Raw genomic sequence first — 20,856 nt, forward strand, 5'->3', positions numbered from 1 at the left:
CGTGCCGCTGGTGACGCTGTCGGGGCCGCCGGGGGTCGGCAAGACGGCGTTGGCGATCCACGTGGCGCACGGGGTGAGCAACCGCTTTCCAGGCGGGCAGCTGTACGTGAACCTGCGGGGCTACGCCCCGGGCCCGCCGATGAGCACGGTGGACGCGCTGACCCGGTTCCTGAAGGCGCTGGGTGTGCCGCCGTCGCAGATCCCGCTGGACGTCGAGGAGCAGATCACGCTGTACCGGTCGTGCATGGCCGGCCGGCAGGTGCTGGTGGTGCTGGACAACGCGGCGGCGGCCGAGCAGGTCCGGCCGTTGCTGCCGGGCAGCCCGGGCTGCGCGGTCCTCGTGACGAGCCGGGACACTCTCCTGGGACTGACGGCTTTGCAGGGCGCGCGGCCGGTCGGCCTGGACGCGCTGTCGCCGGACGAGGCGCACCGGCTGCTGAGCGAGATGCTGGGCGCGCGGGCCGTCCTGGCCGAGCCGGAGGCCGTGAAGGAGCTGGCCCGGCTCTGCGCCTACCTGCCGCTGGCGCTGCGGATCGCCGCGGCGAACCTGGCGAACCGGCCTGGTGTCGGGAATTACGTGGCCCGGCTGCGTGAGGGCAACCGGCTCGACGTGCTCGTGGTGGACGAGGACGACGAGGCGGCCGTGACCGCCGCCTTCGACCTCTCGTACCACGCGCTGAAGCCCGCGGCGCGGCAGCTGTTCCGCCTGCTGGGCCTGATTCCCGGCCCGGACTTCACGGTGGAGGCGGCCGCGGCGGTGGCGTCGCTGCGGCTGGACGAGTCCCAGCGGCTGCTGGACCGGCTGGCGGCGGCGAACCTAGTGCAGCAGCACTCGCCGGGCCGCTACCACCTGCACGACCTGCTGCGCCTGTACGCCGAGCAGCGCACGAACGTGGAGGAGAACCCGGGCTCGAAGGTGATCGCCCGGTCGAACCTGGCCGCTTACTACCACCACGCCTCGGCGGCGGCCTCGAACACGCTGTCCCCGGGCAGCGTGCGCCTGCCGGTGCCGGGCGCCGGCTTTGTCGTGACGACGCCGCTGTTCGCCGATCACTTCGAGGCGCTGGCCTGGCTGGACACGGAACGGGCCAACCTGATCGCGGCGGTGGCGCAGGCCGAGGAGACGGGCCCGCTGCCCGCGGCCTGGGGTCTGGCCGACGCGCTGCATCGCTACTTCCGCGGTCACCGGCCCGGCGGTGAGGGCGTGACGATCGCCCGGATCGGCCTCACCGCGGCGCTGCGCTCCGGCGACCGCCGGGCGGAAGCCGTTATGCGCCAGGCCCTTGGCGCCCTGGCTTGGGATTCGAGCGGCTACGGCGAGGCGGTCGACCAGCTGTCGCTGGCGTTGGCCTACTACCGCGAGATGGGCCCGGACGAGGCCCTGGTCGAGGCGCTGAACGACATCGGCGGCGTGTACGGCGAAACCGGGGATCTGTCGCGGGCGGCCGAGTGTTTCGAGCAGGCGCTCGACGTGGCCGAGAAGGTCGACCTGCCGGTCGGGCGGGCCGTCGCTCTGTCCAAGTTGGGCACGGTGAATCTGGCGCTGCTCAAGCACGACAAGGCCGTGTCGCTGTACGAGGACGCGCTGGCCGTTTTCCGGGCGCTGAACCGCCGGTACGACGAAGCGACGGTGCTGACCAATCTGGGCATGACCCGCTTGGAGATGGGGCAGGCCGACAAGGCGTTGCCGTGCCTGCATGCGGCCCTCGATCTGCGCACCGAGCTCGGATCGCTGGACGGGCGCAGCAACCTGCTGGACAACATCGCCATGGTGTATCTGCACCTTGACGACCTGGCGCAGGCCGAGGAGTACGCGACCACCGCGCTCGCGCAGGCCCGCGAGACCGGCTCCCATCGCGCCGAGGCGAACGCGCTGGGGTCGCTGGCCGAGATCGCGAGCCGGCGCGGTGACCAGGACCTGGCCATGCAGCGGCTCGAACAGGCGCTGCGCATCGCCCAGGAGATCGAGAACCGGGTCCTGGAAGCCGGCGTGCTGACCGAACTGTCCACCGTGCACCGGAAGATCGGCAACCGGGAACGGGCCTTGGAGTTGGCCCGGCGGGCACTGGCCATGTGCTCGTCGGGCCTGGACCCGCTGGTGCACAAGCGGGCGAGTGAGGCCTTGGAGCTAGTGCTGAACGATTAGGTCGGCCCGGTCACGCGTGCCGTCCACTTGGAACCAACCGCGCTCGAAGTCCTTCCACCGCACCAGATCCGAACGGCTGGCCTCGCCGTCACGGGCGACGGCCCGCTCCAGCTCGTCCGCCGCCTCGACCCAGATCAGCTGCGACAGCCACGGCGTCGCCGCCCGACGGCCGGCGGAAACCCCTTCCACCACAAGGACTTCCGTCGGCTCCACGACGACCTCCGCCCCGAGCACGGGCGTGCCGCTGCTCCAGTCCATGCGCCGATACCGACCGCACGAGCCGTCCAACAGCGGCTTGATCACGCCCTCGACCAGCCGCGGCCACCACGCCACCGGGTCGTCCCAGGTGGCGAAGTGGTCGGTCGGCACGATCGGACGGCCCAGCGTCGCGGCGTAGTGGGACTTGCCGGCGCCGGACGGCCCGTCGATCGCGATGATCCTCACCGGTGCGCGTTCAGACCGTGCGACGCCCCGACAGGGCCCGGCCCAGCGTGAGTTCGTCGGCGAACTCCAGGTCGCCGCCCATCGGCAGGCCCGAGGCCAGCCGGGTGACGGTCAGGCCGGGGAAGTCGCGCAGCAGGCGGATCAGGTAGGTCGCCGTCGCCTCGCCCTCGGTGTTGGGGTCGGTGGCGAGAATGATCTCCTTGATGTCGTCGGCGCCCATCCGGGCCAGCAGCTCGCGGATGCGCAGCTGGTCGGGGCCGACGCCGGACAACGGGTCCAGCGCGCCGCCCAGCACGTGGTAGCGGCCCTTGAACTCGCGGGTCTTCTCCACCGCGACGACGTCCTTGGGCTCCTCGACCACGCACACCACGGTGGCGTCGCGGCGCGGGTCCTTGCAGATGCGGCAGGTCTGCTCCTCGGAGACGTTGCCGCAGATCTGGCAGAACTGCACGCCGTCGCGCACCTTCTGCAACGCGTCCTGCAACCGCCCGATGTCCGCCGGATCGGCGGCGAGCAGGTGGAAGGCGATGCGCTGAGCGCTCTTCGGACCGACGCCGGGCAGCCGCCCCAGCTCGTCGATCAGATCCTGTACCGGTCCCTCGTACACGGTCAGAACCCGGGCAGGCTCAGGCCGCCGAGGTCGAACCCGCCGCCGAGGCCACCGGCCAGCGGGCCCATCTTCTGCGCGGCCAGCGCCTGCGCGTTGTTGTTGGCGTCGCGCACCGCCGCGACGACCAGGTCGGACAGCGTCTCGACGTCCTCGGGGTCGACCACCTTGGGGTCGATGGCCAGCGCCTTGAGCTCGCCGGCGCCGGTCACCGTCGCGGTCACCAGGCCGCCGCCCGCGGTGCCGGTGACCTCCGCGGCCGCCAGCTCCTGCTGGGCGTTGACCAGCTGCTGCTGCATCTGCTGGGCCTGTTGCAGGATCTGTTGCATGTTGGGCTGGCCGGGCTGCACCGCGGCTCCTCTCGTCGGTTTGACCAGCACCAGCGTAGTCGCCGGGTGTGACAGGGTGGCCCCATGGGGCTGGACGTGAAGCGACTACTGGAACTGCACACCTGGCGGGCGTTCGACGTCGACGACGAGGGGCGGGTGCTGGCCGGATCGGACGAGACGGGCCGGGTGCAGCTCGTCGAGCTGGCGCCGGACGGCACGGCGACGCCGCTGCCGCACCTGACCGGCGTGAGCGGGGCGAGTTACGTCAAGGGCGAGCGGGCCGTCGTGGTCGAGCACGACAGCGGCGGCAACGAGCGCGGCCAGCTGTCGCTGCTGCGCGTCGGCGAGCCGGAGTTCGAGCCGGTCGTGCACGACGAGCGGTATGTGCACCGGCTGATGGGCGTGCGCGCGGGCCGGATCGTGTACGCGACGAACCGGCGCAACAAAGTCGACTTCGACATCGTGGTGCGCAACCTCTACAGCGGGGCCGAGGAGGTCGTCTACGACGGCGGCGGCAACCAGTTCGACGCCAAGCTGTCGCCGGACAGCCGGCGCCTGGCCACGGCGATCGCCTCCGACCAGGCGAACTCCATGCAGCTGCTGCTGGTCGACACCATGCCGGAGACCGACGCCGACCGGGTGGCCGAGCTGACCGGCGCCGACGAGGAGACCAACGTCGGCAAGATCGGCTGGCTGCCCGACGGCTCCGGCCTGATCGTCACCAGCAACCGGGACCGCGAGTTCAAGGCGATCGCCCGCTACGACCTGGCGACGGCCCGGTGGACCTGGCTGGTGGCCTCCGACGAGCACGACCTGACCGGCTGGCTGACGCCGGACGGGCGCAAGCTGCTGGTGATGACCAATGTCGACGGGGTGGCCCGGCTGACCGTGCACGAGGGCGCGACCGGGCGGCAGCTCGACGAGATCCCGCTGCCGGCCGACGGCTGGATCTCCTATCCGCTGATGGATCCGGTGTTCTCGCCCAACTCGCGGTTCGTGGCGCTGACCTTCAGCTCGCCGACGATCCCGATGGACGTGCTGCTGGTCGACCTGGAGTCGACCAAGGTGACGCCGCTGACCGACACCGGCTCGCAGCTGGCCGGCATGGTCGAGCCCACGCATGTCCGGGCCAACGGCCAGATCCCGTGTTTCGTCTACGGCAGCGGCGATTCCGCCGTGCTGTTCCTGCACGGCGGCCCCGAGGGTCAGTCGCAGCGGCGGTTCGACCCGTTGGTTCAGGGGCTGGTCGCGGCCGGGCACGTGGTCGTGGTGCCGAACATCCGAGGATCCGTCGGCTACGGCAAGACGTACTACGCGGCCGACGACCGGCGTCGGCGGCTGGACTCGGTGCAGGACCTGGCGGTGCTGCACGACTGGCTGCCGTCGATCGGGGTCGACCCGGCGAAGGTGGCGCTGTGGGGCCGCTCCTACGGCGGCTACCTGGTGCTGGCCGGGCTGGCGTTCCTGCCGGAGCGGTGGGCGGCGGGCGTGGACATCGTCGGCATCTCCTCGCTCGTGACGTTCCTGGAGAACACCTCGCCCTATCGGCGGCGGGCCCGGGAACGGGAGTACGGCTGGCTGGACGCCGACCGCGACTTCCTGGAGGAGGCGTCCCCGATGAACAAGGTCGACGCGATCCGGGCGCCGCTTTTCGTGGTGCACGGGGCGAACGACCCGCGGGTGCCGCTGAGCGAGGCCGAGCAGCTGGCGGCGGCGGTGCGCCGCAACGGCGTCGAGTGCGAGCTGGTGGTGCACGCCGACGAGGGGCACCAGATGGCCAATCTGGACAACAAGCTGGCCACCTATCCGCGGGCGATCGAGTTCGTCAGCCGGCTGCTGGCTTAGCCTTCTTCTCGATCGGCACCGCGCCCAGCTCCTCGTTGAGCATCTCGAGCAGGACGTCGTGCGGGTCGCGGCGGTCGATGAGCTCGCCCGGCTCGGGCTCGCGCGCCGCCTCGGCCATCATCGACTCTTCGGTCTCCGGCTCCGGCGCCGGCTCGGGTTCCGCCGGCTCGTCGGGCTCCGGGGGCAGCGGGATGTCGTCGACCGCGGAGGCGGACGGCGGCGGCGCCACCGACGTCGCTTGGGCTCGGGCTGCGGGCGGGGGCCTGGCTGGGCCGGGTCGGCGCCACCGGCAGCTGCCGGGCCGGGGCCGCCGCCGGCGCGGCCATCGCGCCCGGACCGCCGCCCGCCTCGCCGTGCACGACCTTGACCTGCCACTCGCCGCCGACGACCTTGCCGACGGCGGCGGCGATGGCGTCCTGGTTCTGGGCGGCCGCGAGGCGGCGGGCCAGCGGGGCCGAGGTGTGGGCGATGGTGACGGTGGTGCCGTCCACGGACTGCACGGCGGCGTTCATCAGCATGGCCTGCGTGGACTTGCACTCCCGTCAGGCCGCTTCAACCAATACGTCTAAAGGGCTGTCAATCAGGAGTGGTCTCTGGGGTGACCCATACTCAACGTCAGTTGAGTAACGGACTCGACCCGCGGCTAAACTAACAGAAGCTAGATTGACTCTATGGGGGGTCGTGTCGTTAGAGGTCATGAAGATAGCGCAGGGCCCTTCGTTGCGGTGCCGGTTCTCTGGTACCCGTACATCTCGCTCACTGTGCAGTTACGAGACATGGTCTGGCAGTATGGGAAGGTGGAAGTAATTGCGTACCGCTCCGTTATTTGGCATCTGAAAAAAAAAAAAAAAAAAAATAAAAAAAAAAAAACAAATTAAAAAGAAGAAAAATGGCGCCGTCGCTCGCGGGCGCGGCGGCGACCGGGGCTGGGGCCACCGGGGCCGGCTCGGGCTCCGGTTGCGGCTCGGCCTGCGGGGGTTCCGGCTGCCGGGGCGCGGGGGCCTGGGCCTGCGGGACGGCGGCGTGGGCTCCGCCTGCGCCGGCGCGGCCTGGACCGGGCGGGCTGAACGGGCACAGGCTGTGTGGGAGCGGTCTGGGCGGGTGCGGCCGGCTCGGGCTCCGCGGACCGCTGCGACGGCCGCTGGAACTTGCTCGCGACCGGGGCCGCCGCCCCCTCCACCGCCACCGCGCCACCGGCGGCGATCGGGCGGTGCTCCAGCTGCTCGATCCGTTGCAGCAGCGCGGCATCCGTGGGGCTGGCGGCCGGCAGCATCATGCGGGAGCACAGCAGCTCCAGCACCAGCCGCGGCGCGGTCGCGCCCCGCATCTCGATCAGGCCGGCGTGCACGATCTCGGCGTACCGGGTGAGCGTGGCCGGGCCGAGGCCGGAGACCTGCTCCTGCATCTGCGCCAGCTCGTCCTCCGGCGCGTTGATCAGCCCTCGCTGGCTCGCGTCCGGCACCGCCGACAGCAGCACCAGGTCACGCAGGCGTTCCAGCAGGTCCTGGGCGTATCGACGCGGGTCGTGGCCGGCCTCGACGACACGGTCCAGCGTGCCGTACACGGCGGCGCCGTCGCCCGCCGCCAGGCCGCGCACCATCTCGTCGATCAGGGCCACGTCCGTGACGCCGAGCAGCGAGATCGCCCGCTCGTACGTGACGCCCTGGTCACCCGCGCCAGCCAGCAGCTGGTCCATCACCGACAACGTGTCACGGGCCGAGCCGCCGCCCGCGCGCAGCACCAGCGGGTACACCGCCGGCTCCACCTTCACGCCCTCGTCGCCGCAGATGCTCTCCAGCAGGCCGCGCAGCGTGCCCGGCGGGATCAGGCGGAACGGGTAGTGGTGGGTGCGCGACCGGATCGTCGGCAGCACCTTCTCCGGCTCGGTCGTCGCGAACACGAAGATGAGGTGCTCCGGCGGCTCCTCCACGATCTTCAGCAGGGCGTTGAAGCCCTGCGTGGTGACCATGTGCGCCTCGTCGATGATGAAGACGCGGTAGGGGGCCTCGGCCGGCGCGTAGAAGGCTCGGTCGCGCAGCTCGCGGGCGTCGTCCACGCCACCGTGGCTGGCCGCGTCCAGCTCCACCACGTCCACCGTGCCCGAGCCGCCCGGGGCCAGGCCGACGCAGGAGTTGCACACCCCGCACGGGGTCGGCGTCGGGCCCTGCACGCAGTTCAGCGACCGGGCCAGGATGCGGGCGCTGGACGTCTTGCCACAGCCTCGCGGGCCCGAGAACAGGTAGGCGTGGTTCACCCGCCCCGCGGACAGCGCTGCCCGCAGCGGCTCGGTGACGTGATCCTGGCCGACGACCTCGGCAAAGGTCGCGGGCCGGTACTTGCGGTAGAGGGCGAGCGCCACGGGTACGACCCTACTGCCAGCCCCCGACAAACCGAGGGTGCGGGTTCCGGGCTGCTCCTGGCCGCCGGCCGGGCGTGCGGGGCGAAGCCCTATCCGGGGGTCTGGGGGTCGTCCCCCAGAGACAAAACCGGAACGCCCCCTGCCCGCGCTCTTTGCGGGCAGGGGGCGTTCCAAAGTGAAGGGGACCCCGCGCACCTGTCAGAGCCCGCTTATCCTTGCTGCCTTCCGGCCCTGGGGAGGTTCACAGGATGGACACCGCACGAGGTCCGTGTGTCAGTGTAGCGGGTCCCCCGATGAGGTGGCTCGGGGGGCGGCGCCGCCGGATCGGGAGCAGGATGCCGGGCCATGGCGGAGGACACACGGCTTGAGATCGACATCGAGCTGTTCGGCGGTCCCGAGGACGGCCGGACGATCAAGGTCCCGGCGCAGCGGGACGGCGTGCCGATGCTGCCGCGCTGGGAGTACCCGCAGCTGCCCAAGGAACGCAACCGCGAGAAGCTCAAGGCCGCGCTGGCCGCGTCACCGGTGATCGTCTACGAGCGGCCGGCCGAGCCCACCCACGGCCGCTGGAAGTACGTCTACGCGGGCACCCGCGCCCGTGGCTGACGAACTCGTCGGCACAGCCCGGCCGAACACGACGGCCGTGCCAGCCGCGGCAACCCAACCCGCCAGGCCCCTCACCAGCCGTTTTGGCTGGTGAGGGGCCTCTCCGGTAGGCTCTCCCGCGGAGGATTCGCATAGTGGCCTAGTGCGCACGACTGGAAATCGTGTTGGGGATTAAACCCCTCACGGGTTCAAATCCCGTATCCTCCGCGGAGCGTGGGCTCCGGCGCAGCGCGCCGGAGCCCACGCTCATATTCCGCCCCCGTCGGCGACAAGAGTTGATAATCGATAATTATCAGCTCTTCCCCGGTAAACCCCATGAGCTGCGGTTTTGCCGATTCAACGCGACCGCGCACGGCCTCGCCATCGACCACTGGCCGACGTGACACGACAAACGGTCTCGACCTGATCGGTCGCACCGAACCTGACCGACCGCTCGTCGCATACGTCGATTGGCACCACTGGATCACCGTGCTTCACTCGTGTCACTCGGGTCCACACAAGCGAATGGCCCCGAGAACCGGGGCCATTCCGGCTCCTCCACCGCATCCGCCGTCGGTTGAGCTTGCCGGCGCGCCGACGGCGCATGCCTTGAAATGATGGGGAACCGCCATGACGATAGACGAAAGACCCGCCGCCGGGCCAGATGACCGCAAGCCCGACAGCTGGGCCCGCACACTGGCCGCGCTGGTCACCGCCACGGACAGCTGGGCTCGCTGGCTGCGATTCCTACTGTTGATCGTCGTCGTCGGACTGATGGTGTTCGCGGCCGTCCACTATCTGCACCTGCACATCACCGTCGGTCCACTGAAGATCATGGAGAACACCAGGACGGGGTCATGATCGACATTTTGCTTGCCACAAAGGCATGGGGCGGCACACTCAAGACCGCCACCACCCGCCGGGCCTATTCACTGGATCTTGGACTGGATCAGACCTTTGCCGCGATCCAGTCCGACGCGCGACGGGGATGCGGTTGGCTGCTGTGGTGTGAACGGCAATCCGTGAACCCACTTCAGGCCACCACCGACGACATCACCGATTGGCTGATCGCGATAGGACGGGCCGACTTCGCGGCGAGCACCGCGAACCGCATGTTGAGCGCGGTTTCGAGCTTCTACACCTGGCTGGTCGACCATTACCACCTGAGCGAGAATCCGACGCAGCGGATCCGCCGGCTCGGCAACTCGGTCCGGCCGGCCGCCCGCGAATGGGTGCTCACCCCTGATCAGGCGGTCCAGTTGCTCGATGGCGCCGCGGCGGAGGCGCGTCGAAGCCGCTCGCGGACGAGCGCGATCCTGGCCACACTGCTGACCACCGGGATGCGGCTGCCTGAACTGACCGCGCTTCGGCTGCGGGACCTCGACACCCATGGCGCCGGCCGGTACGGGTATGCCCTGAGGATCGGGGGACCGAGGCCCCGCCGGGTGCCGCTGGCCCGGCTGGCCGCGGAACGCCTGGACAACTATCTGCTGGGGCGATTCGAGCGGCTTCCCGGTCAGATGGGCGCGAGCGACCGCCGGATGGGCGAGCCGCTGTTCGCCACCCGCAACGGCCGGCACATCCAGGTGTCGACCATCGAGCGAACGCTGTACCTGCTGGCCAAACGGGCGACCGGCGAGCTGCAGACCCGGGCGTGTGAGCTGAAGCCGACCGTGCTGCGCTGGACCGCCATCGACCTGGCCCGCTCGGACGGCGCGAGCTTCGAGCAGATCCAGACGATGCTCGGGGAGGTGATCACGGCGACGACGCCGCAACGTCTGGCGGCGGCCGAGGGAGACCCGTTCGCGATCCGGGCGCTCGGCGGCACGCTGCTCGGGCACATCGAGGACCGCAGGCGCGTCGCCCGGTAGTTCCCGCGAATGTCAGACCCGCGTGCCAGGCTGGTGGGGTGACGGATCCGCTGAGCGCGCTCCTGGAGGGGACGGCAGCCCACGCCCGAGGCCGGTTCGACCAGCGCAACGGGCGGCTGGGCAGCTCTACGACCGTGCACGCGGTGCATTTACAGCGGTGGCTGGGCGAGATGCTGATCCCGGCCCCCGGCTGCCATGTGGGCACCGGCACCTGGGACTTCACCCGGTTCGTGCCGACGAACGACCCGGTGACGTGTGGCCGCTGTCTGCGCTCGCCGCAGGTGAGGCAGGCAGCGGCCGATCACGTGTCGCCGCAGCTGGAGCTGGATCTGGTCAGCCCCGAAGACAGCCGCTGACCCATTCCTCGACGCCGGCGGCGGTGATGGGCAGCGCGCTGGAGAGCACGTCGGCGCCGGTGTCGGTGACGACGAGGTCGTCCTCGATGCGCACGCCGAGGCCGCGCAGCTCCGGGGGCACGGTGAGGTCGTTGGGGTGGAAGTACAGCCCCGGTTCGACGGTCAGCGCCATGCCGGCGGCGAGGGTGCCGTCGTGGTAGGCCTCGGCCCGGGCCTTGGCGCAGTCGTGCACCTCCAGCCCGAGGAAGTGGCCCACGCCGCAGACGATGTACCGCCGGTGGTGCTGCCCGTCGGAGTCCAGCGCCTCGTCGACGGAGACGGGCAGCAGGCTCCAGTCGTGCAGGCCTTCGGCCAGCACGCGCATGGCGGTCCGGTGGAAGGCCCGGTACTCGGCGCCGGGCCGCACGTCGGCCATGGCGGCGAGGTGGGACTTGAGCACCAGCTCGTACACCTGCCGCTGCGGGTCGCTGAACTTGCCGCTGACGGGGAAGGTCCTGGTCACGTCAGCGGTGTAGTAGGTGTTGACCTCGACGCCGGCGTCCATGAGCAGCAGCCCGTCGGCCGGCACGTCGCCGTCGCAGCGAACCCAGTGCAGCACGGGCGCGTGTGGCCCGGCGGCCAGGATCGAGGCGTAGCCGGGGGCGTTGCCGCTGGTGCGGGCGCGCCGGTCGAAGGTGCCCTGGAGCCAGCGCTCGCCGCCGCCCTTGATCGCCATTGGCAGCTCGGCGGCCACCTCGGCGAAGCCGAGCACGGTGGCGTCGACGGCGGCCTGGAGCTGGCTGATCTCCCACGCGTCCTTGATCCGGCGCAGCTCGGCCAGCGCGGTGCGCAGGGTGGAGCTGTTGCCGTAGCCGAGGGCGTCCAGCATCGGCTCGACGCCGCCGGTCGCGTTGACCGCCGGGTGCTGGCCGCGCAGCAGGCCGGGCAGGTCCTCGACACGCCGGCACGCCACGCCGAGGGCCTCGCTCCACTCGGCCAGGCCAGGCACGGGCCCGATCCACAGCTCGCCGTCACGGGCGCTGCTGAAGAACTCCGGATCCCCGGGACGGGCCGGCTCGCGCAGCAGCAGCACGGTCTCGTGCCCGCCGGACACGGGCAGCATCAGCAGCACGGCGCCTTCGGCGTTGCAACCGGTGAGCCACACGAAGTCGCTGTCGGGGCGGAAGTCGTAGTCGGTGTCGTTGGCGCGGACCGGGGCCCGGCCGGCGGCGACCGCGATGCGCTGGCCCGGGAACTCCGCGGACAGCCGTGCGCGGTGCGCGGCGGCGGCCTCCGCGGCGCCCGGGGTCAGCCGGACCTCGCGGGCGACATCGCCCCAGCCGGTTCCGACCGAGGATCGGAAGCCGGTCGCCTCGACCAGCCTGGACGGGTCTCGCCTCGCCGGCCGATCAGTCATGTCGAGCACTCCTCACAGCGTGAACCCGTTCGGGAACGGGTCGGTTGGGTCCAGCAGGTACTGTGCCATGCCGGTAACCCAGGCGCGGCCTTCGATCGTCGGAGTCACGCCCCGTGATGTCTCGGCCACAAGCCGTCCGATGAAGCGTGTGCCCAGCAACGACTCGTTGACGAAGTCGGTGTTCAGCGGCAACTGGCCGCGGGCGTGCAGCTGCGCCATCCGCGCGCTGGTGCCGGTCCCACACGGCGATCGGTCGAACCAGCCGGGGTGGATGACCATGGCGTTGCGGGCGTCGCTGCCGTCCCGGCCGGGCGCGACGAGTTGCACATGCTTGCAGCCGGCGATGCCGGGATCTTCCTTGTGCACGGGCTTCCGCACAGCGTTGATGGCGTCCATTATGGACAGTCCGGCCGCCAGCATCCGGTCCTTCTCCTTGACGTCGAAGGAGATGCCGATGGACTCGATCGGCAGGATGGCATAGAAGTTGCCGCCGTAGGCCATGTCGTAGCGGACCTCGCCCAGCCCCGGCACGTCCACCACGGCGTCGAGCTCGTGGACGTACGCCGGCACGTTCTGGAACCGCACCGACTCCGCGCGGCCGTCTCGCACGGTGACCTCGGCGACGACCAGGCCCGCCGGGGTGTCCAGCCGCACGGTCGTGACCGGCTCCGTGACCTCGACCATGCCGGTCTCGACCAGCACGGTCGCGACGCCGATCGTGCCGTGACCGCACATCGGCAGGCAGCCGGAGACCTCGATGTAGAGGACGCCCCAGTCCGCGTCCGGTCGGGTCGGCGGTTGCAGGATCGCGCCGCTCATGGCGGCGTGCCCGCGCGGCTCGTTCATCAGGAACTGCCGGATGTGGTCCAGGTTCTTGATGAAGTGCTCGCGCCGTTCGGCCATGGTGGCGCCGGGAATCGGCCCGACGCCGCCGGTGATCACCCGCGTCGGCATGCCCTCGGTGTGCGAGTCGACGGCGGTGAAGTACCTGCTGGCCCGCACGTCAGACCACCCGGGCGAGATCGGCGTCCAACTGCTTGCGGTGAGCCTCGGTCAGCGGCCCGCGCGGCGGACGGCAGGGACCGCCGTAGCGGCCGAGCTTGTCCATCACGTACTTGATGGCCTGCACGAACTCGGTGCGCGAGTCCCAGCGGAACACCGCGACGAGCCGCTCGTACAGCTTGCGCGCCTCTTCGAGACGACCCTCCTTGGCCAGGGTGAACAGCTCCACCGACTCGGCCGGGTAGGCGTTGGGGAAGCCGGCGAACCAGCCGGTCGCGCCCATCAGCACGGCTTCGAGCAGCACGTCGTCGGCGCCGGCGATCACCGCGAGCTCCGGCGCCTGTTCGCGGATCTCCAGCACGCGGCGGACGTCGCCGGAGAACTCCTTGACCGCCAGGACATTGTCGATCTGGGCGATCTCGCGCAGCAGCGCCGGCGTGAGATCGACCTTGGTGTCGAAGGGGTTGTTGTAGACCATCACCGGCAGGCCCACTTCCGCCACGACCGCGAAATGGTTGATCACCTCGGAGTCGTTGGCCCGGTACATGGTCGGCGGCAGGCAGAGCAGGCCGTCCGCGCCGTCCTCGGCCGCCAGTTCGGCCCAGCGCCGGGCCTGGTGCGAGCCGGGGGCATGCACGCCGACGACCACGATGCCGTCGTCGCCGACGATCTCGATCGCTGTGCGCGCCACGGCCCGGCGTTCGTCGTCGGTGAGGGACGAGTACTCGCCGAGGGAGCCGTTCGGGCCGATGCCGTGGCAGCCGTTGTCGATCAGCCAGCGGCAGTGCTCGGCGTAGCGGTCGAGGTCGACGCTCAGGTCGTCGTGGTACGGCAGGGCGGTCGCGACGACCACTCCATCGAAGATCATGGCTCCTCCACGGGATTGGCGGCGAGGTCGCCGAGCGGGATCGGGGTGGCGATCGGCCGGCGGGCGAAGGTGGTGGGGTCCAGGTCGAGCAGGTCGGCGACGGTGTGGCCGCAGATCCGGGCCTGGCAGACGCCGAGGCCGGCCCGGCTGGCCAGCTTCACGGCCCGGGTCGCGGTGAGGTTTTCCGCCGCAGCCTGGAGTTTCCGGTGCGTGACGCGTTCGCAGCGGCAGATGATCGTGTCGTCGGTCAGCCAGCCCCGCCAGCCCTTCTTGACGGGATACACCCTGGTCAGGGCCTCGGCGAAGCGCCGGTCGACGGTGAGGCCGAGCTGCACGCCCGCCGCCGCGGCACCGGCTCTGATGCCTTCCTGCGCGGCCAGTTCTGCTCCGCCGATGCCGGTGATCTCACCGGCGGCGAAGATCCACGGCACCGAGGTGCGCTGATCCTCGTCGACCTCCACGAAGCCGCTGCTGATGCGACAACCGGCGGAGATCGCCAGTTCCAACTGCGGCACGAAGCCGTAGCCGACGCAGACGGCGTCAACCGGGATTCGCTTGGTCTGTAGGGGATTCCAGTCCTGGTCGAGCTTCGCGACGGTGACCTCGCGGACCTGGTCGTCACCGTGGGCGGCGATGACCGCCGTGCGTTCACGGTAGTAGGGTGCCACCTTGGCGTACTGGGCCAACTCCACGAGTTTGCGGCGACCGGCGATCAGCGCTTTCGTTTCCCTGAGCCAGTTCTGCGACGGGGAGTTCGCCTCGAACACGCGGACCTTCACGCCGACGTCCACGAGCGAGCTCGCGACCGGCAGCAGGAACGGCCCGGTGCCGGCGACAATCACGTTGCGCCCCAAGGCAATGCCCTGTCCCTTGGCCATCGCCTGCGCCGCACCGGCGGTATACACGCCGGGCAGGTCCCAGCCTGGGAACGGCAGGGTGCGGTCGTAGGCGCCGGTGGCCAGGATCAGCCGTGACGCCGTGACGACGCGGGATCCGGTGAGGTGCAGGCGGTTGCCCTCGATCGCCCAGACGCTCGTGTCCGGCAGATGCTTCACGCGGTCGTGGGCTACGCGGATTTCCTTGGCACGGAAGGACTGCCGGTGATACTGGCCGCCGATCCTCGGCGCGGAGTCGATCAGCAGCACGTCCTGCCCGGCCCGCGCCGCCGTGACGGCCGCGTTGACGCCGGCCGGCCCGGCACCGACCACAACGACGGTCATCGCGTGACCACCTCGTCACCCTCGTGCAGAACCCGTTGGCACGCACGGACATCCGGCAGGCCATTGACCGTGACGAGGCAGCCGTGGCAAACACCGATCGCGCAGAAGACGCCGACATTCGGCACCACCGCCGCGATCGTCCGACCGGGTTCGACCTTCCGCAATTCGCCGTTGACCGTGACGTTCACAGCGCCAGCCCGGGTCGGTCCGTGCGAAACGGCTTTGGGTCGATGTGCGGCGTCCTGCCGGTCATGAGCTCCGCGAGCAGCCGGCCGGTGGCCACCGCCAGGCCGATGCCGGCGCCCTCGTGACCGGTGGCGTGCCAGAGGCCCGGCACGCGGTGGTCTTCGCCGATGACCGGCAGATGGTCCGGCAGGTACGGCCGGAACCCGCCGTAGGCCCGCATGACATTCACGTTCCGTAGCTTGGGAAAGAGCCTGATCGCCTTACGGGCCAGCTCGCGCAGGACGTCGACCTGGATGGTGTCGTCGAAGCCGACACGCTGCCGGCTGGAGCCGATCAATACCGTGCCGGCGGGCGTCGATTCCACCACCGTCGACGTCTGGAGATCGGCGTCGCCGCTGGCCACCGCGCCGACGTAGTCGGCGTCATACACCTTGTGCCGCACCAGATCCACGACCGGCGTCGTCACCAGGATCACGCCGCGCCGAGGCAGCACCGGGATCGGCGCGCCGGCCTTGGCCGCGAAGTCGCCGGCCCACGGACCGGCGGCGTTGACGACGTGATCGCAGGCGATGACGCCGCTGTCGGTCAGCAAGGCGTGCTTGGAGACGCCGGTCGCGGTCACCCTGGAAAGGAGCTGGCCGCCACGCTGCCGCACGGCGGAGAGCAGCGTGGTGGCCAGCAGCACGGGTTGCACCTGGCCGTCCTCGGGATAGTGGACGGCCGCGGTGATCTCGCGGGTGAGGTTCGGTTCCAGCTCGAACGCCTCGCGTGCGGTGATCGGGTGAGCCTGCACGCCGGCTTCTCGTTGTCGTGCGGCGAAATCGTGCAACGGCTGGGGATCGGTCGTGGCCACGACGAGGCCGCCCTTGGGCTGCCACTCCACATCGGCCTGCCCGAGTTCCTCGGCCAGCTTGGCCAGCAGCTCCGGGAGTTGACGGCGGGAGGCCTGCGCCAGTTCGAGCTCCGGGCCGGGTTCCTTGTCGGAGACGAGCACGTTGCCCTCGCCGGCGCCGGTCGTGCCCGCGGCCGGGCCGCTGCGGTCGACCACGGTGACCGTGGCACCGGCCGCGCTGAGCGCCTCGGCGCAGGCCGCGCCGATCACCCCCGCTCCGACGACCACCACGTGCACGGCCACCTCCGTTCGTTAAAATGAACGCTACGGGTCGGAGGTGGCGCAGGTCAAGGCCGGCGGCCCGGCATCGGCCTTGTACTGGAGCAGCAGCACGGACAACACCGGCCCGTCGACCGCGCGGTACATGTGCGGGCGGTCGGCCGGGAAGCTCACGTAGTCGCCCGGCCCGAGCTCGTACGGCTCCTCGGGCGGTCCGATCAGCAGGCGGCCGGCGACCACCGTGACGTGCTCGATCCCGGGGTGGCCGTCGGAGTGTTGCTGCTGTCCCGGCCGCACCCGCTGGTCGTACATCTCGAACACGGTCTCGGTCACGTCCAGGCGCCGCAGCATCCTCAGGTCGACCGCGTTGCTGCTGAGCACCTCCAGGTCGGCCGAGCGGATCAGCACCACGTCCGGGTCGCTGCGCAGCGTCAGCAGGCTCGACACCGGCACGCTCAGCGCGTTCGACAAACTGAACACAGTCTCGATCGTCGGGTTGCCTGCGCCGGACTCCAGCTGGGACAGCGTGCCCTTGGCGATGCCGGACCGGCGGGCCAGCTCGGACAGCGACAGGCCGCTGCGGTCGCGCAGCACCTTCAGGTTCGCCGCCAGCACCTGGCCGGCCCTCGGCTGAGTCACGCCCCCACAATGACATGAAGGGACCTTTCCTGACGTTCAGTCCCTAATCCCGCGTTCGACGTTAATTCGCTCTCGGCGCGATACCTATCAATTTATGTCCCAGACCGGTTATGAAATCTCCTACGAAAACCCGACTCTGAGGACTACGCATTTAACAACAGTCATGTACCAAAACTCGCGGCCCCCGCGTGAGTACGTCTCGTCGAATGCGAGTCTCTCTTTTCGTTAGAATGTACAAAGGGTAGAATACGTACAGATTGATGGGGTGTACCGACAACTAGCTGGACGTACTTTGCCCAACCCACTACAAGTCCCACGGCGTACGGTAATACAGCCCGGCGAATGGTTAGATCCAATCCTCCGAGTTGCCCTGGTAGACGTAGCTGTACCGCTGGTTCGCGGGCAGCTCGTTCACCAGGTCACGCAGCTTGCCGCCGGCGGTGAGGGTGGCCACTGTCGGCGAGAACTGCATGTCGTTGAAGTCGCCGGGGATGACGATGTTGGCCTTCTTGTTCACCGCCAGGATCTGGTCGACGAACGCGCGCAGCGCCGCCGTCTGCTGACCGCGCTGCACCTCCGAGCTGCGCGACGGCGGCTGGTTGCGGCCTACGTCCGGCTGGTCGCCGAGCTTGGACACCAGGTGGTTGCCGATCACGATGACCTCGCGGCCCTGGAACCTGAACTCCGCGGCCAGCGGCTTGCGGCTGGCGTTCCACGCCGTGTTGGTCGGGTCGACACGACCCGGCGAGACCGAGAGCTCGGCCTGGCCGTGGTTGTTGACGATCGTCGTCGCGGTGGTGGCGCCGCCGCCCGGGCGGTCCACAAAGGACACCCGCTTGGCGTTGTAGAAGAAGGCGATCCGGATGTTGCCGCCCGGCTGGCCGCCGTCGGCGTCGTTGGTCGGATCGATCTCCGTCCACTTGTACTGCGGGCCGCCCGCGGCCACCACGGCGTCCGCGAACTTCTGCAGCGTCTGGTCCGCCGCGACGACGCCGTCGTCGGTGGCGCCCGAGTTGTCCTGGATCTCCTCCAGCGACACGATGTCCGGCGCGGCCAGGTTGTGCACCAGGTTGCCGGCCAGTCGGTCGTACTTGGCCTGCGGGTCGGTCGGCGCCAGGTTCTCCACGTTGTAGGTGGCCACCGCCAGCTCGTCCACGGTCTGCTTGGACGTGGTCTCCGGCTTGAGTCCGCCCGAGACGAGGCCGCCCAGCTGCGTCGCCTGGACCACGTAGCCACCGAACTGGGTGTAGTCCAGCGGGCCCGCGGTGGCGCCCGTGAGCTTGTCGCCCACGTTCGCCACGGGGAACGGCGTCTGGGCGAACGGGATCAGCGACTGCACCTCGAGCCGTCCCGCGTTGTTGTCGTCATAGCCCAGGTAGACCGTGCCGCCGCGCGCGCTCGGATTCTGCGCCGGCTTCGTCGTCACGTACAGCTCGTTGTACTTGTCGGTCGCGCCGACCACGCGGGCGTCGTCCACCTCGACCCGCATGCCCTCACGCGACTCGAAGAAGTCCAGCGCGTACTTGTCCGGCTCCAGCGCCAGGCCCTCGATGTTGCCGCCGGTCGGGGCGAACGCCGTCGGCACCGTGTCCGGGTGCAGGATCTCCGCCGCCGGCAACGGGTTGCCCGAGGAGACCACGGTGACCGTGGCCGAATCGAGCTCCGTGTTGGACTGGTACAGCGACTTCGCGCCGGACTCGTCCGGGTAGAACTCCGAGACCTTGCCGGCCACCGTGATCGCGTCGCCGGGCTTGACCGCGGCGGCCTTCGATCCGGTGTAGACGAAGATGCCCTCGCTGGTGCGCGGGTCGTTGTCCGGGCTCGGGTCCTGGAAGAAGAAACCCTGGCTGCTGCCGAACGTGCGCACGCCCGTCACGATGCCCGGCACGTCGCTGACCTGCTTGCCGACCAGCGGCGAAAGGCGGGTCGTGCCCTGGATGTCGTGGATGCGTGCCGGAACGCCGGTCGGCGGCGGGGTCGTGCCGCCGCCGGTCGTCTCGCCCTTGCTGTTGGTCGGGGCGGGCGCGCCGGCGGTGAAGTCCTTGGAGTTGTCGTCGGTGTCGCCCGCCATGCGGGACACCGCCGCCGTGTTGCTCGGGGCCGGGGCGCTCGCGCCCTCCACGACCACCGCGCCGCCGAAGCCCACCAGGTCGTGCACCCGGGGATCGGCCGCGCAGTCCGCCGCCGTGAGGCAGGTCAGCGGGTCCTTGCCGCTCACCAGGGCCACCGTGCCCGCGGTCGCCGACATGTTGATGGTGCCGGTGGCGTCGGCCGTCGGCAGCGCCGTCGTGCCGCCGCTGCTCTTGGCCTCGCCGACCAGGTACTTCGCGCCCGCGGCGATGCTGCCCGTCAGGGCCGTCGTCTGCCAGGTGCTCGTCGGCTTCGGCGCCCCCGGCAGGTACTGCACGCTCCAGCCGTCCACCGACACCGCCGCCGTGGACCGGTTGGCCAGCTCGACGTAGTCGGAGGTCAGGGTGGCGCCGGTGTTGCCGCCGCCCCCGTACACCTCGGCGATCAGGGCATCAGCGCTCGGCGCCGCCGACACCGGGGCCGCTGTGACGACCAGTCCGGCCGACAACAGCGCGGTCACCGCCGTGCCGGCCAGGGCTCTGCGGCGGTGTGGAGATGGGGTCACCCTCGTCCTCCTACTAGCTCAGTGGTCGGGGCATCCTCCCCCGGTCGAGTGAACACCGGAAGGCTTTTGCACAACGGTTACCTGGTAGTACGAAGGGCGTTGATTTCCACCGTTTCCCCCATACCGGGCGGATCGCCGATCTAGGGTCGACCGATGAAGTGGTGGGGGCGTGGATTGGCGGTCGAGGCGGTCTGCCTGCTCGTACTGCTGATTCTGTCGATCGTGCCGGGCATCTCGCTGCCCATCGGCCTCACCGTGCTGTTCATGCTGCCCGGGTTCGCCGCCATCCCGCCGTTGATGCTCAAAGTGGACGCCCGCGAGCAGCTGTGGCACGGGTTCGTGGCCGTGCCCCCGGTGTGGCGGCTCAGCCTGCTCATGCTGGCCGCTGTCGCGCTCATCGGCGGCCTGAGCATGTTGCCGCGCGGCTTCCCGCGCTACGAGAACGGGCAGTACGTGACCGATAGTCACGGGCAACGGACGTACTTCACCGCCGCCGAGTACGAGCAGACCATGGCCAGCATCCCCCGCCTCGTCTGCGCTGTCGCGGTGGCCTTCCTCGCCGTGATGGCCCTGCTGTGCCTGGCTTCCCTCAACCTCGGTCCGCCGCCGGCGCCGCCCCCGCCGGACCCGCCGCGCATCAAGCTGCGGCGGGACTTCGACAACTCCCCGCCAGAGGACTGACCCTTTTTGCCCGTATGCCGGCGATCACCTTCGCGTCCGGAACCTGGCGGGTGGCCGGCCCCTCCTATCGAGTGGCGGTGGGACTCGCCGCCGAAGGGGGGCTTCGGCCATGAAGTGGTGTGTTGTCGCTTCTTTCGTGGGCATGGCTTCGGCCATCGCCGTTCTCGTGTTGTCGCTGGTCTTCGGGCCGGCACTGCCCATCAGCCCATTGGTGGCGGCCTTGGCCATCGTGCCGGCTGTCGTGATCGGCGTCTTCGCGCTGCGCGGGACCATCCATGACCGCGCGTACCGGACGTTGCACCGCTTTTCTTCGGCGGCCAGGCGTTTGGTCCTGCTCTACGTCGTGCTGGGGTTGGCCGGCTTCGGCGTGATCGTCAGGTTCGGCGCCGAGCTGCCGCAGCACCGTACGCCGGCCGAGGAGTACGCCACTCTGGTCGACCCGCTCCGGCTCACCGCCGGCGTCATGCTGATCGTCTATGCCGCCCTCGGCCTGGTCATCTTGGTTCGAATGCACTACCGGCCGCTGGTTGTCCGTCGTTGACGGCGTCGATTGCCCATGGCGGCCCCTCCGTTCGC

Annotated in this window: 21 protein-coding genes, 1 tRNA gene and 1 other RNA gene; 9 read left to right on the forward strand and 14 right to left on the reverse strand. The window is 70.1% G+C overall.

The genetic code is table 11. From position 1 onward, the window contains the following. Window positions 1-2,146: ATP-binding protein (locus KUTG_RS25325; protein WP_198047309.1), on the forward strand; the 2,146-nt coding region annotated here is incomplete at its 5' end. Here KUTG_RS25325 and KUTG_RS25330 read toward each other — a convergent pair. The 3 genes from KUTG_RS25330 to KUTG_RS25340 are packed head-to-tail and all read right to left on the reverse strand — an operon-like array spanning window position 2,129 to window position 3,526. Beyond that, window positions 2,129-2,590: a uridine kinase family protein gene (locus tag KUTG_RS25330; protein WP_043720150.1), complete on the reverse strand. Its 462-nt coding sequence runs from the start codon at window positions 2,588-2,590 to the stop codon at window positions 2,129-2,131. The genes KUTG_RS25325 and KUTG_RS25330 overlap by 18 nt on opposite strands. 10 nt (window positions 2,591-2,600) lie before the next feature. Beyond that, window positions 2,601-3,197: a recombination mediator RecR gene (recR, locus tag KUTG_RS25335; protein WP_043720152.1), complete on the reverse strand. Its 597-nt coding sequence runs from the start codon at window positions 3,195-3,197 to the stop codon at window positions 2,601-2,603. A 2-nt stretch (window positions 3,198-3,199) separates the two neighbouring features. Continuing rightward, on the reverse strand, window positions 3,200-3,526 hold the full coding sequence (locus KUTG_RS25340; RefSeq protein WP_043730598.1) for a YbaB/EbfC family nucleoid-associated protein: 327 nt from the start codon (window positions 3,524-3,526) through the stop codon (window positions 3,200-3,202). Window positions 3,527-3,610: 84 nt separating this feature from the next. Between KUTG_RS25340 and KUTG_RS25345 the strand changes: the two genes are divergently transcribed. Continuing rightward, window positions 3,611-5,371, forward strand: coding sequence for a S9 family peptidase (locus KUTG_RS25345; protein WP_043720155.1), 1,761 nt, complete (start codon window positions 3,611-3,613; stop codon window positions 5,369-5,371). On the opposite strand, the gene KUTG_RS25350 is transcribed toward KUTG_RS25345, so the two are convergent. From KUTG_RS25350 to ffs, 3 genes are all read right to left on the reverse strand, one after another. Next, complete coding sequence (locus KUTG_RS25350) at window positions 5,352-5,600, reverse strand: hypothetical protein (RefSeq protein ID WP_043720156.1); 249 nt, start codon at window positions 5,598-5,600, stop codon at window positions 5,352-5,354. The two genes, KUTG_RS25345 and KUTG_RS25350, sit on opposite strands and share 20 nt — an antisense overlap. Before the next feature lie 645 nt (window positions 5,601-6,245). Next, window positions 6,246-7,730: a DNA polymerase III subunit gamma and tau gene (locus tag KUTG_RS25360; RefSeq protein WP_157494762.1), complete on the reverse strand. Its 1,485-nt coding sequence runs from the start codon at window positions 7,728-7,730 to the stop codon at window positions 6,246-6,248. 176 nt (window positions 7,731-7,906) lie between these two features. Further along, window positions 7,907-8,001, reverse strand: an RNA gene (ffs, locus tag KUTG_RS55440) — signal recognition particle sRNA small type. 74 nt (window positions 8,002-8,075) lie between these two features. Between ffs and KUTG_RS25365 the strand changes: the two genes are divergently transcribed. The 5 genes from KUTG_RS25365 (at window position 8,076) to KUTG_RS25385 (ending at window position 10,542) form a co-directional block, all read left to right on the forward strand. Further along, on the forward strand, window positions 8,076-8,336 hold the full coding sequence (locus tag KUTG_RS25365) for a hypothetical protein (RefSeq protein WP_043720159.1): 261 nt from the start codon (window positions 8,076-8,078) through the stop codon (window positions 8,334-8,336). Between the two features lie 120 nt (window positions 8,337-8,456). After that, window positions 8,457-8,543: transfer RNA gene (locus tag KUTG_RS25370), tRNA-Ser, on the forward strand. Window positions 8,544-8,945: 402 nt separating this feature from the next. Continuing rightward, a complete protein-coding gene (locus KUTG_RS25375; protein WP_043720161.1) occupies window positions 8,946-9,176 on the forward strand; it encodes a hypothetical protein in 231 nt (76 codons plus the stop codon). A gap of 161 nt (window positions 9,177-9,337) precedes the next feature. Then, complete coding sequence (locus KUTG_RS25380; RefSeq protein ID WP_232240936.1) at window positions 9,338-10,186, forward strand: tyrosine-type recombinase/integrase; 849 nt, start codon at window positions 9,338-9,340, stop codon at window positions 10,184-10,186. Between the two features lie 38 nt (window positions 10,187-10,224). Further along, entirely contained in the window at window positions 10,225-10,542 is a 318-nt protein-coding gene (locus KUTG_RS25385) for a hypothetical protein (protein WP_052395400.1), read from the forward strand. Here the strand turns inward: KUTG_RS25385 and KUTG_RS25390 are convergent. The 8 genes from KUTG_RS25390 to KUTG_RS25425 form a co-directional block, all read right to left on the reverse strand. Beyond that, complete coding sequence (locus tag KUTG_RS25390; protein WP_043730603.1) at window positions 10,520-11,938, reverse strand: aminopeptidase P family protein; 1,419 nt, start codon at window positions 11,936-11,938, stop codon at window positions 10,520-10,522. The genes KUTG_RS25385 and KUTG_RS25390 overlap by 23 nt on opposite strands. 12 nt (window positions 11,939-11,950) lie before the next feature. Beyond that, window positions 11,951-12,940, reverse strand: coding sequence for a proline racemase family protein (locus tag KUTG_RS25395; protein ID WP_043720166.1), 990 nt, complete (start codon window positions 12,938-12,940; stop codon window positions 11,951-11,953). Window position 12,941: 1 nt separating this feature from the next. Then, window positions 12,942-13,808: a dihydrodipicolinate synthase family protein gene (locus KUTG_RS25400; RefSeq protein ID WP_043720169.1), complete on the reverse strand. Its 867-nt coding sequence runs from the start codon at window positions 13,806-13,808 to the stop codon at window positions 12,942-12,944. Further along, on the reverse strand, window positions 13,805-15,028 hold the full coding sequence (locus KUTG_RS25405; RefSeq protein WP_043720171.1) for an FAD/NAD(P)-dependent oxidoreductase: 1,224 nt from the start codon (window positions 15,026-15,028) through the stop codon (window positions 13,805-13,807). Before KUTG_RS25405 ends, KUTG_RS25400 begins: the two co-directional genes overlap by 4 nt. After that, the gene (locus tag KUTG_RS25410) at window positions 15,025-15,216 is read right to left on the reverse strand and encodes a 2Fe-2S iron-sulfur cluster-binding protein (protein WP_043720174.1); all 192 of its coding nucleotides are present in this window, start codon (window positions 15,214-15,216) and stop codon (window positions 15,025-15,027) included. The genes KUTG_RS25405 and KUTG_RS25410 overlap by 4 nt, the downstream gene beginning before the upstream one ends. Further along, window positions 15,213-16,334, reverse strand: a complete 1,122-nt coding sequence (locus KUTG_RS25415) for an NAD(P)/FAD-dependent oxidoreductase (RefSeq protein ID WP_198047805.1) — start codon at window positions 16,332-16,334, stop codon at window positions 15,213-15,215. Before KUTG_RS25415 ends, KUTG_RS25410 begins: the two co-directional genes overlap by 4 nt. Before the next feature lie 36 nt (window positions 16,335-16,370). Next, on the reverse strand, window positions 16,371-16,964 hold the full coding sequence (locus KUTG_RS25420) for a helix-turn-helix domain-containing protein (RefSeq protein ID WP_043720178.1): 594 nt from the start codon (window positions 16,962-16,964) through the stop codon (window positions 16,371-16,373). A gap of 346 nt (window positions 16,965-17,310) precedes the next feature. Further along, window positions 17,311-19,599: a lamin tail domain-containing protein gene (locus KUTG_RS25425; RefSeq protein WP_232240937.1), complete on the reverse strand. Its 2,289-nt coding sequence runs from the start codon at window positions 19,597-19,599 to the stop codon at window positions 17,311-17,313. 153 nt (window positions 19,600-19,752) lie between these two features. On the opposite strand from KUTG_RS25425, the gene KUTG_RS25430 reads away from it, so the two are divergent. Together KUTG_RS25430 and KUTG_RS25435 are read left to right on the forward strand one after the other, a co-directional pair. Continuing rightward, window positions 19,753-20,280, forward strand: coding sequence for a hypothetical protein (locus KUTG_RS25430; protein ID WP_157494763.1), 528 nt, complete (start codon window positions 19,753-19,755; stop codon window positions 20,278-20,280). 142 nt (window positions 20,281-20,422) lie between these two features. Continuing rightward, entirely contained in the window at window positions 20,423-20,821 is a 399-nt protein-coding gene (locus KUTG_RS25435) for a hypothetical protein (RefSeq protein WP_043720183.1), read from the forward strand. Window positions 20,822-20,856 lie beyond the last annotated feature (35 nt).

This window comes from Kutzneria sp. 744 (genome assembly GCF_000568255.1).
In the GTDB taxonomy this organism is placed as follows: domain Bacteria; phylum Actinomycetota; class Actinomycetes; order Mycobacteriales; family Pseudonocardiaceae; genus Kutzneria.

What these genes read in the sequence shown, in the direction of transcription:
- KUTG_RS25340 (WP_043730598.1), bottom strand. Translation starts at nt 3,526, where the DNA reads ATGCAACAGATCCTGCAACAGGCCCAGCAGATGCAGCAGCAGCTGGTC.
- KUTG_RS25400 (WP_043720169.1), bottom strand. Translation starts at nt 13,808, where the DNA reads ATGATCTTCGATGGAGTGGTCGTCGCGACCGCCCTGCCGTACCACGAC.
- KUTG_RS25365 (WP_043720159.1), top strand. Translation starts at nt 8,076, where the DNA reads ATGGCGGAGGACACACGGCTTGAGATCGACATCGAGCTGTTCGGCGGT.
- KUTG_RS25435 (WP_043720183.1), top strand. Translation starts at nt 20,423, where the DNA reads ATGGCTTCGGCCATCGCCGTTCTCGTGTTGTCGCTGGTCTTCGGGCCG.
- KUTG_RS25430 (WP_157494763.1), top strand. Translation starts at nt 19,753, where the DNA reads ATGAAGTGGTGGGGGCGTGGATTGGCGGTCGAGGCGGTCTGCCTGCTC.
- KUTG_RS25375 (WP_043720161.1), top strand. Translation starts at nt 8,946, where the DNA reads ATGACGATAGACGAAAGACCCGCCGCCGGGCCAGATGACCGCAAGCCC.
- KUTG_RS25345 (WP_043720155.1), top strand. Translation starts at nt 3,611, where the DNA reads ATGGGGCTGGACGTGAAGCGACTACTGGAACTGCACACCTGGCGGGCG.
- KUTG_RS25390 (WP_043730603.1), bottom strand. Translation starts at nt 11,938, where the DNA reads ATGACTGATCGGCCGGCGAGGCGAGACCCGTCCAGGCTGGTCGAGGCG.
- KUTG_RS25405 (WP_043720171.1), bottom strand. Translation starts at nt 15,028, where the DNA reads ATGACCGTCGTTGTGGTCGGTGCCGGGCCGGCCGGCGTCAACGCGGCC.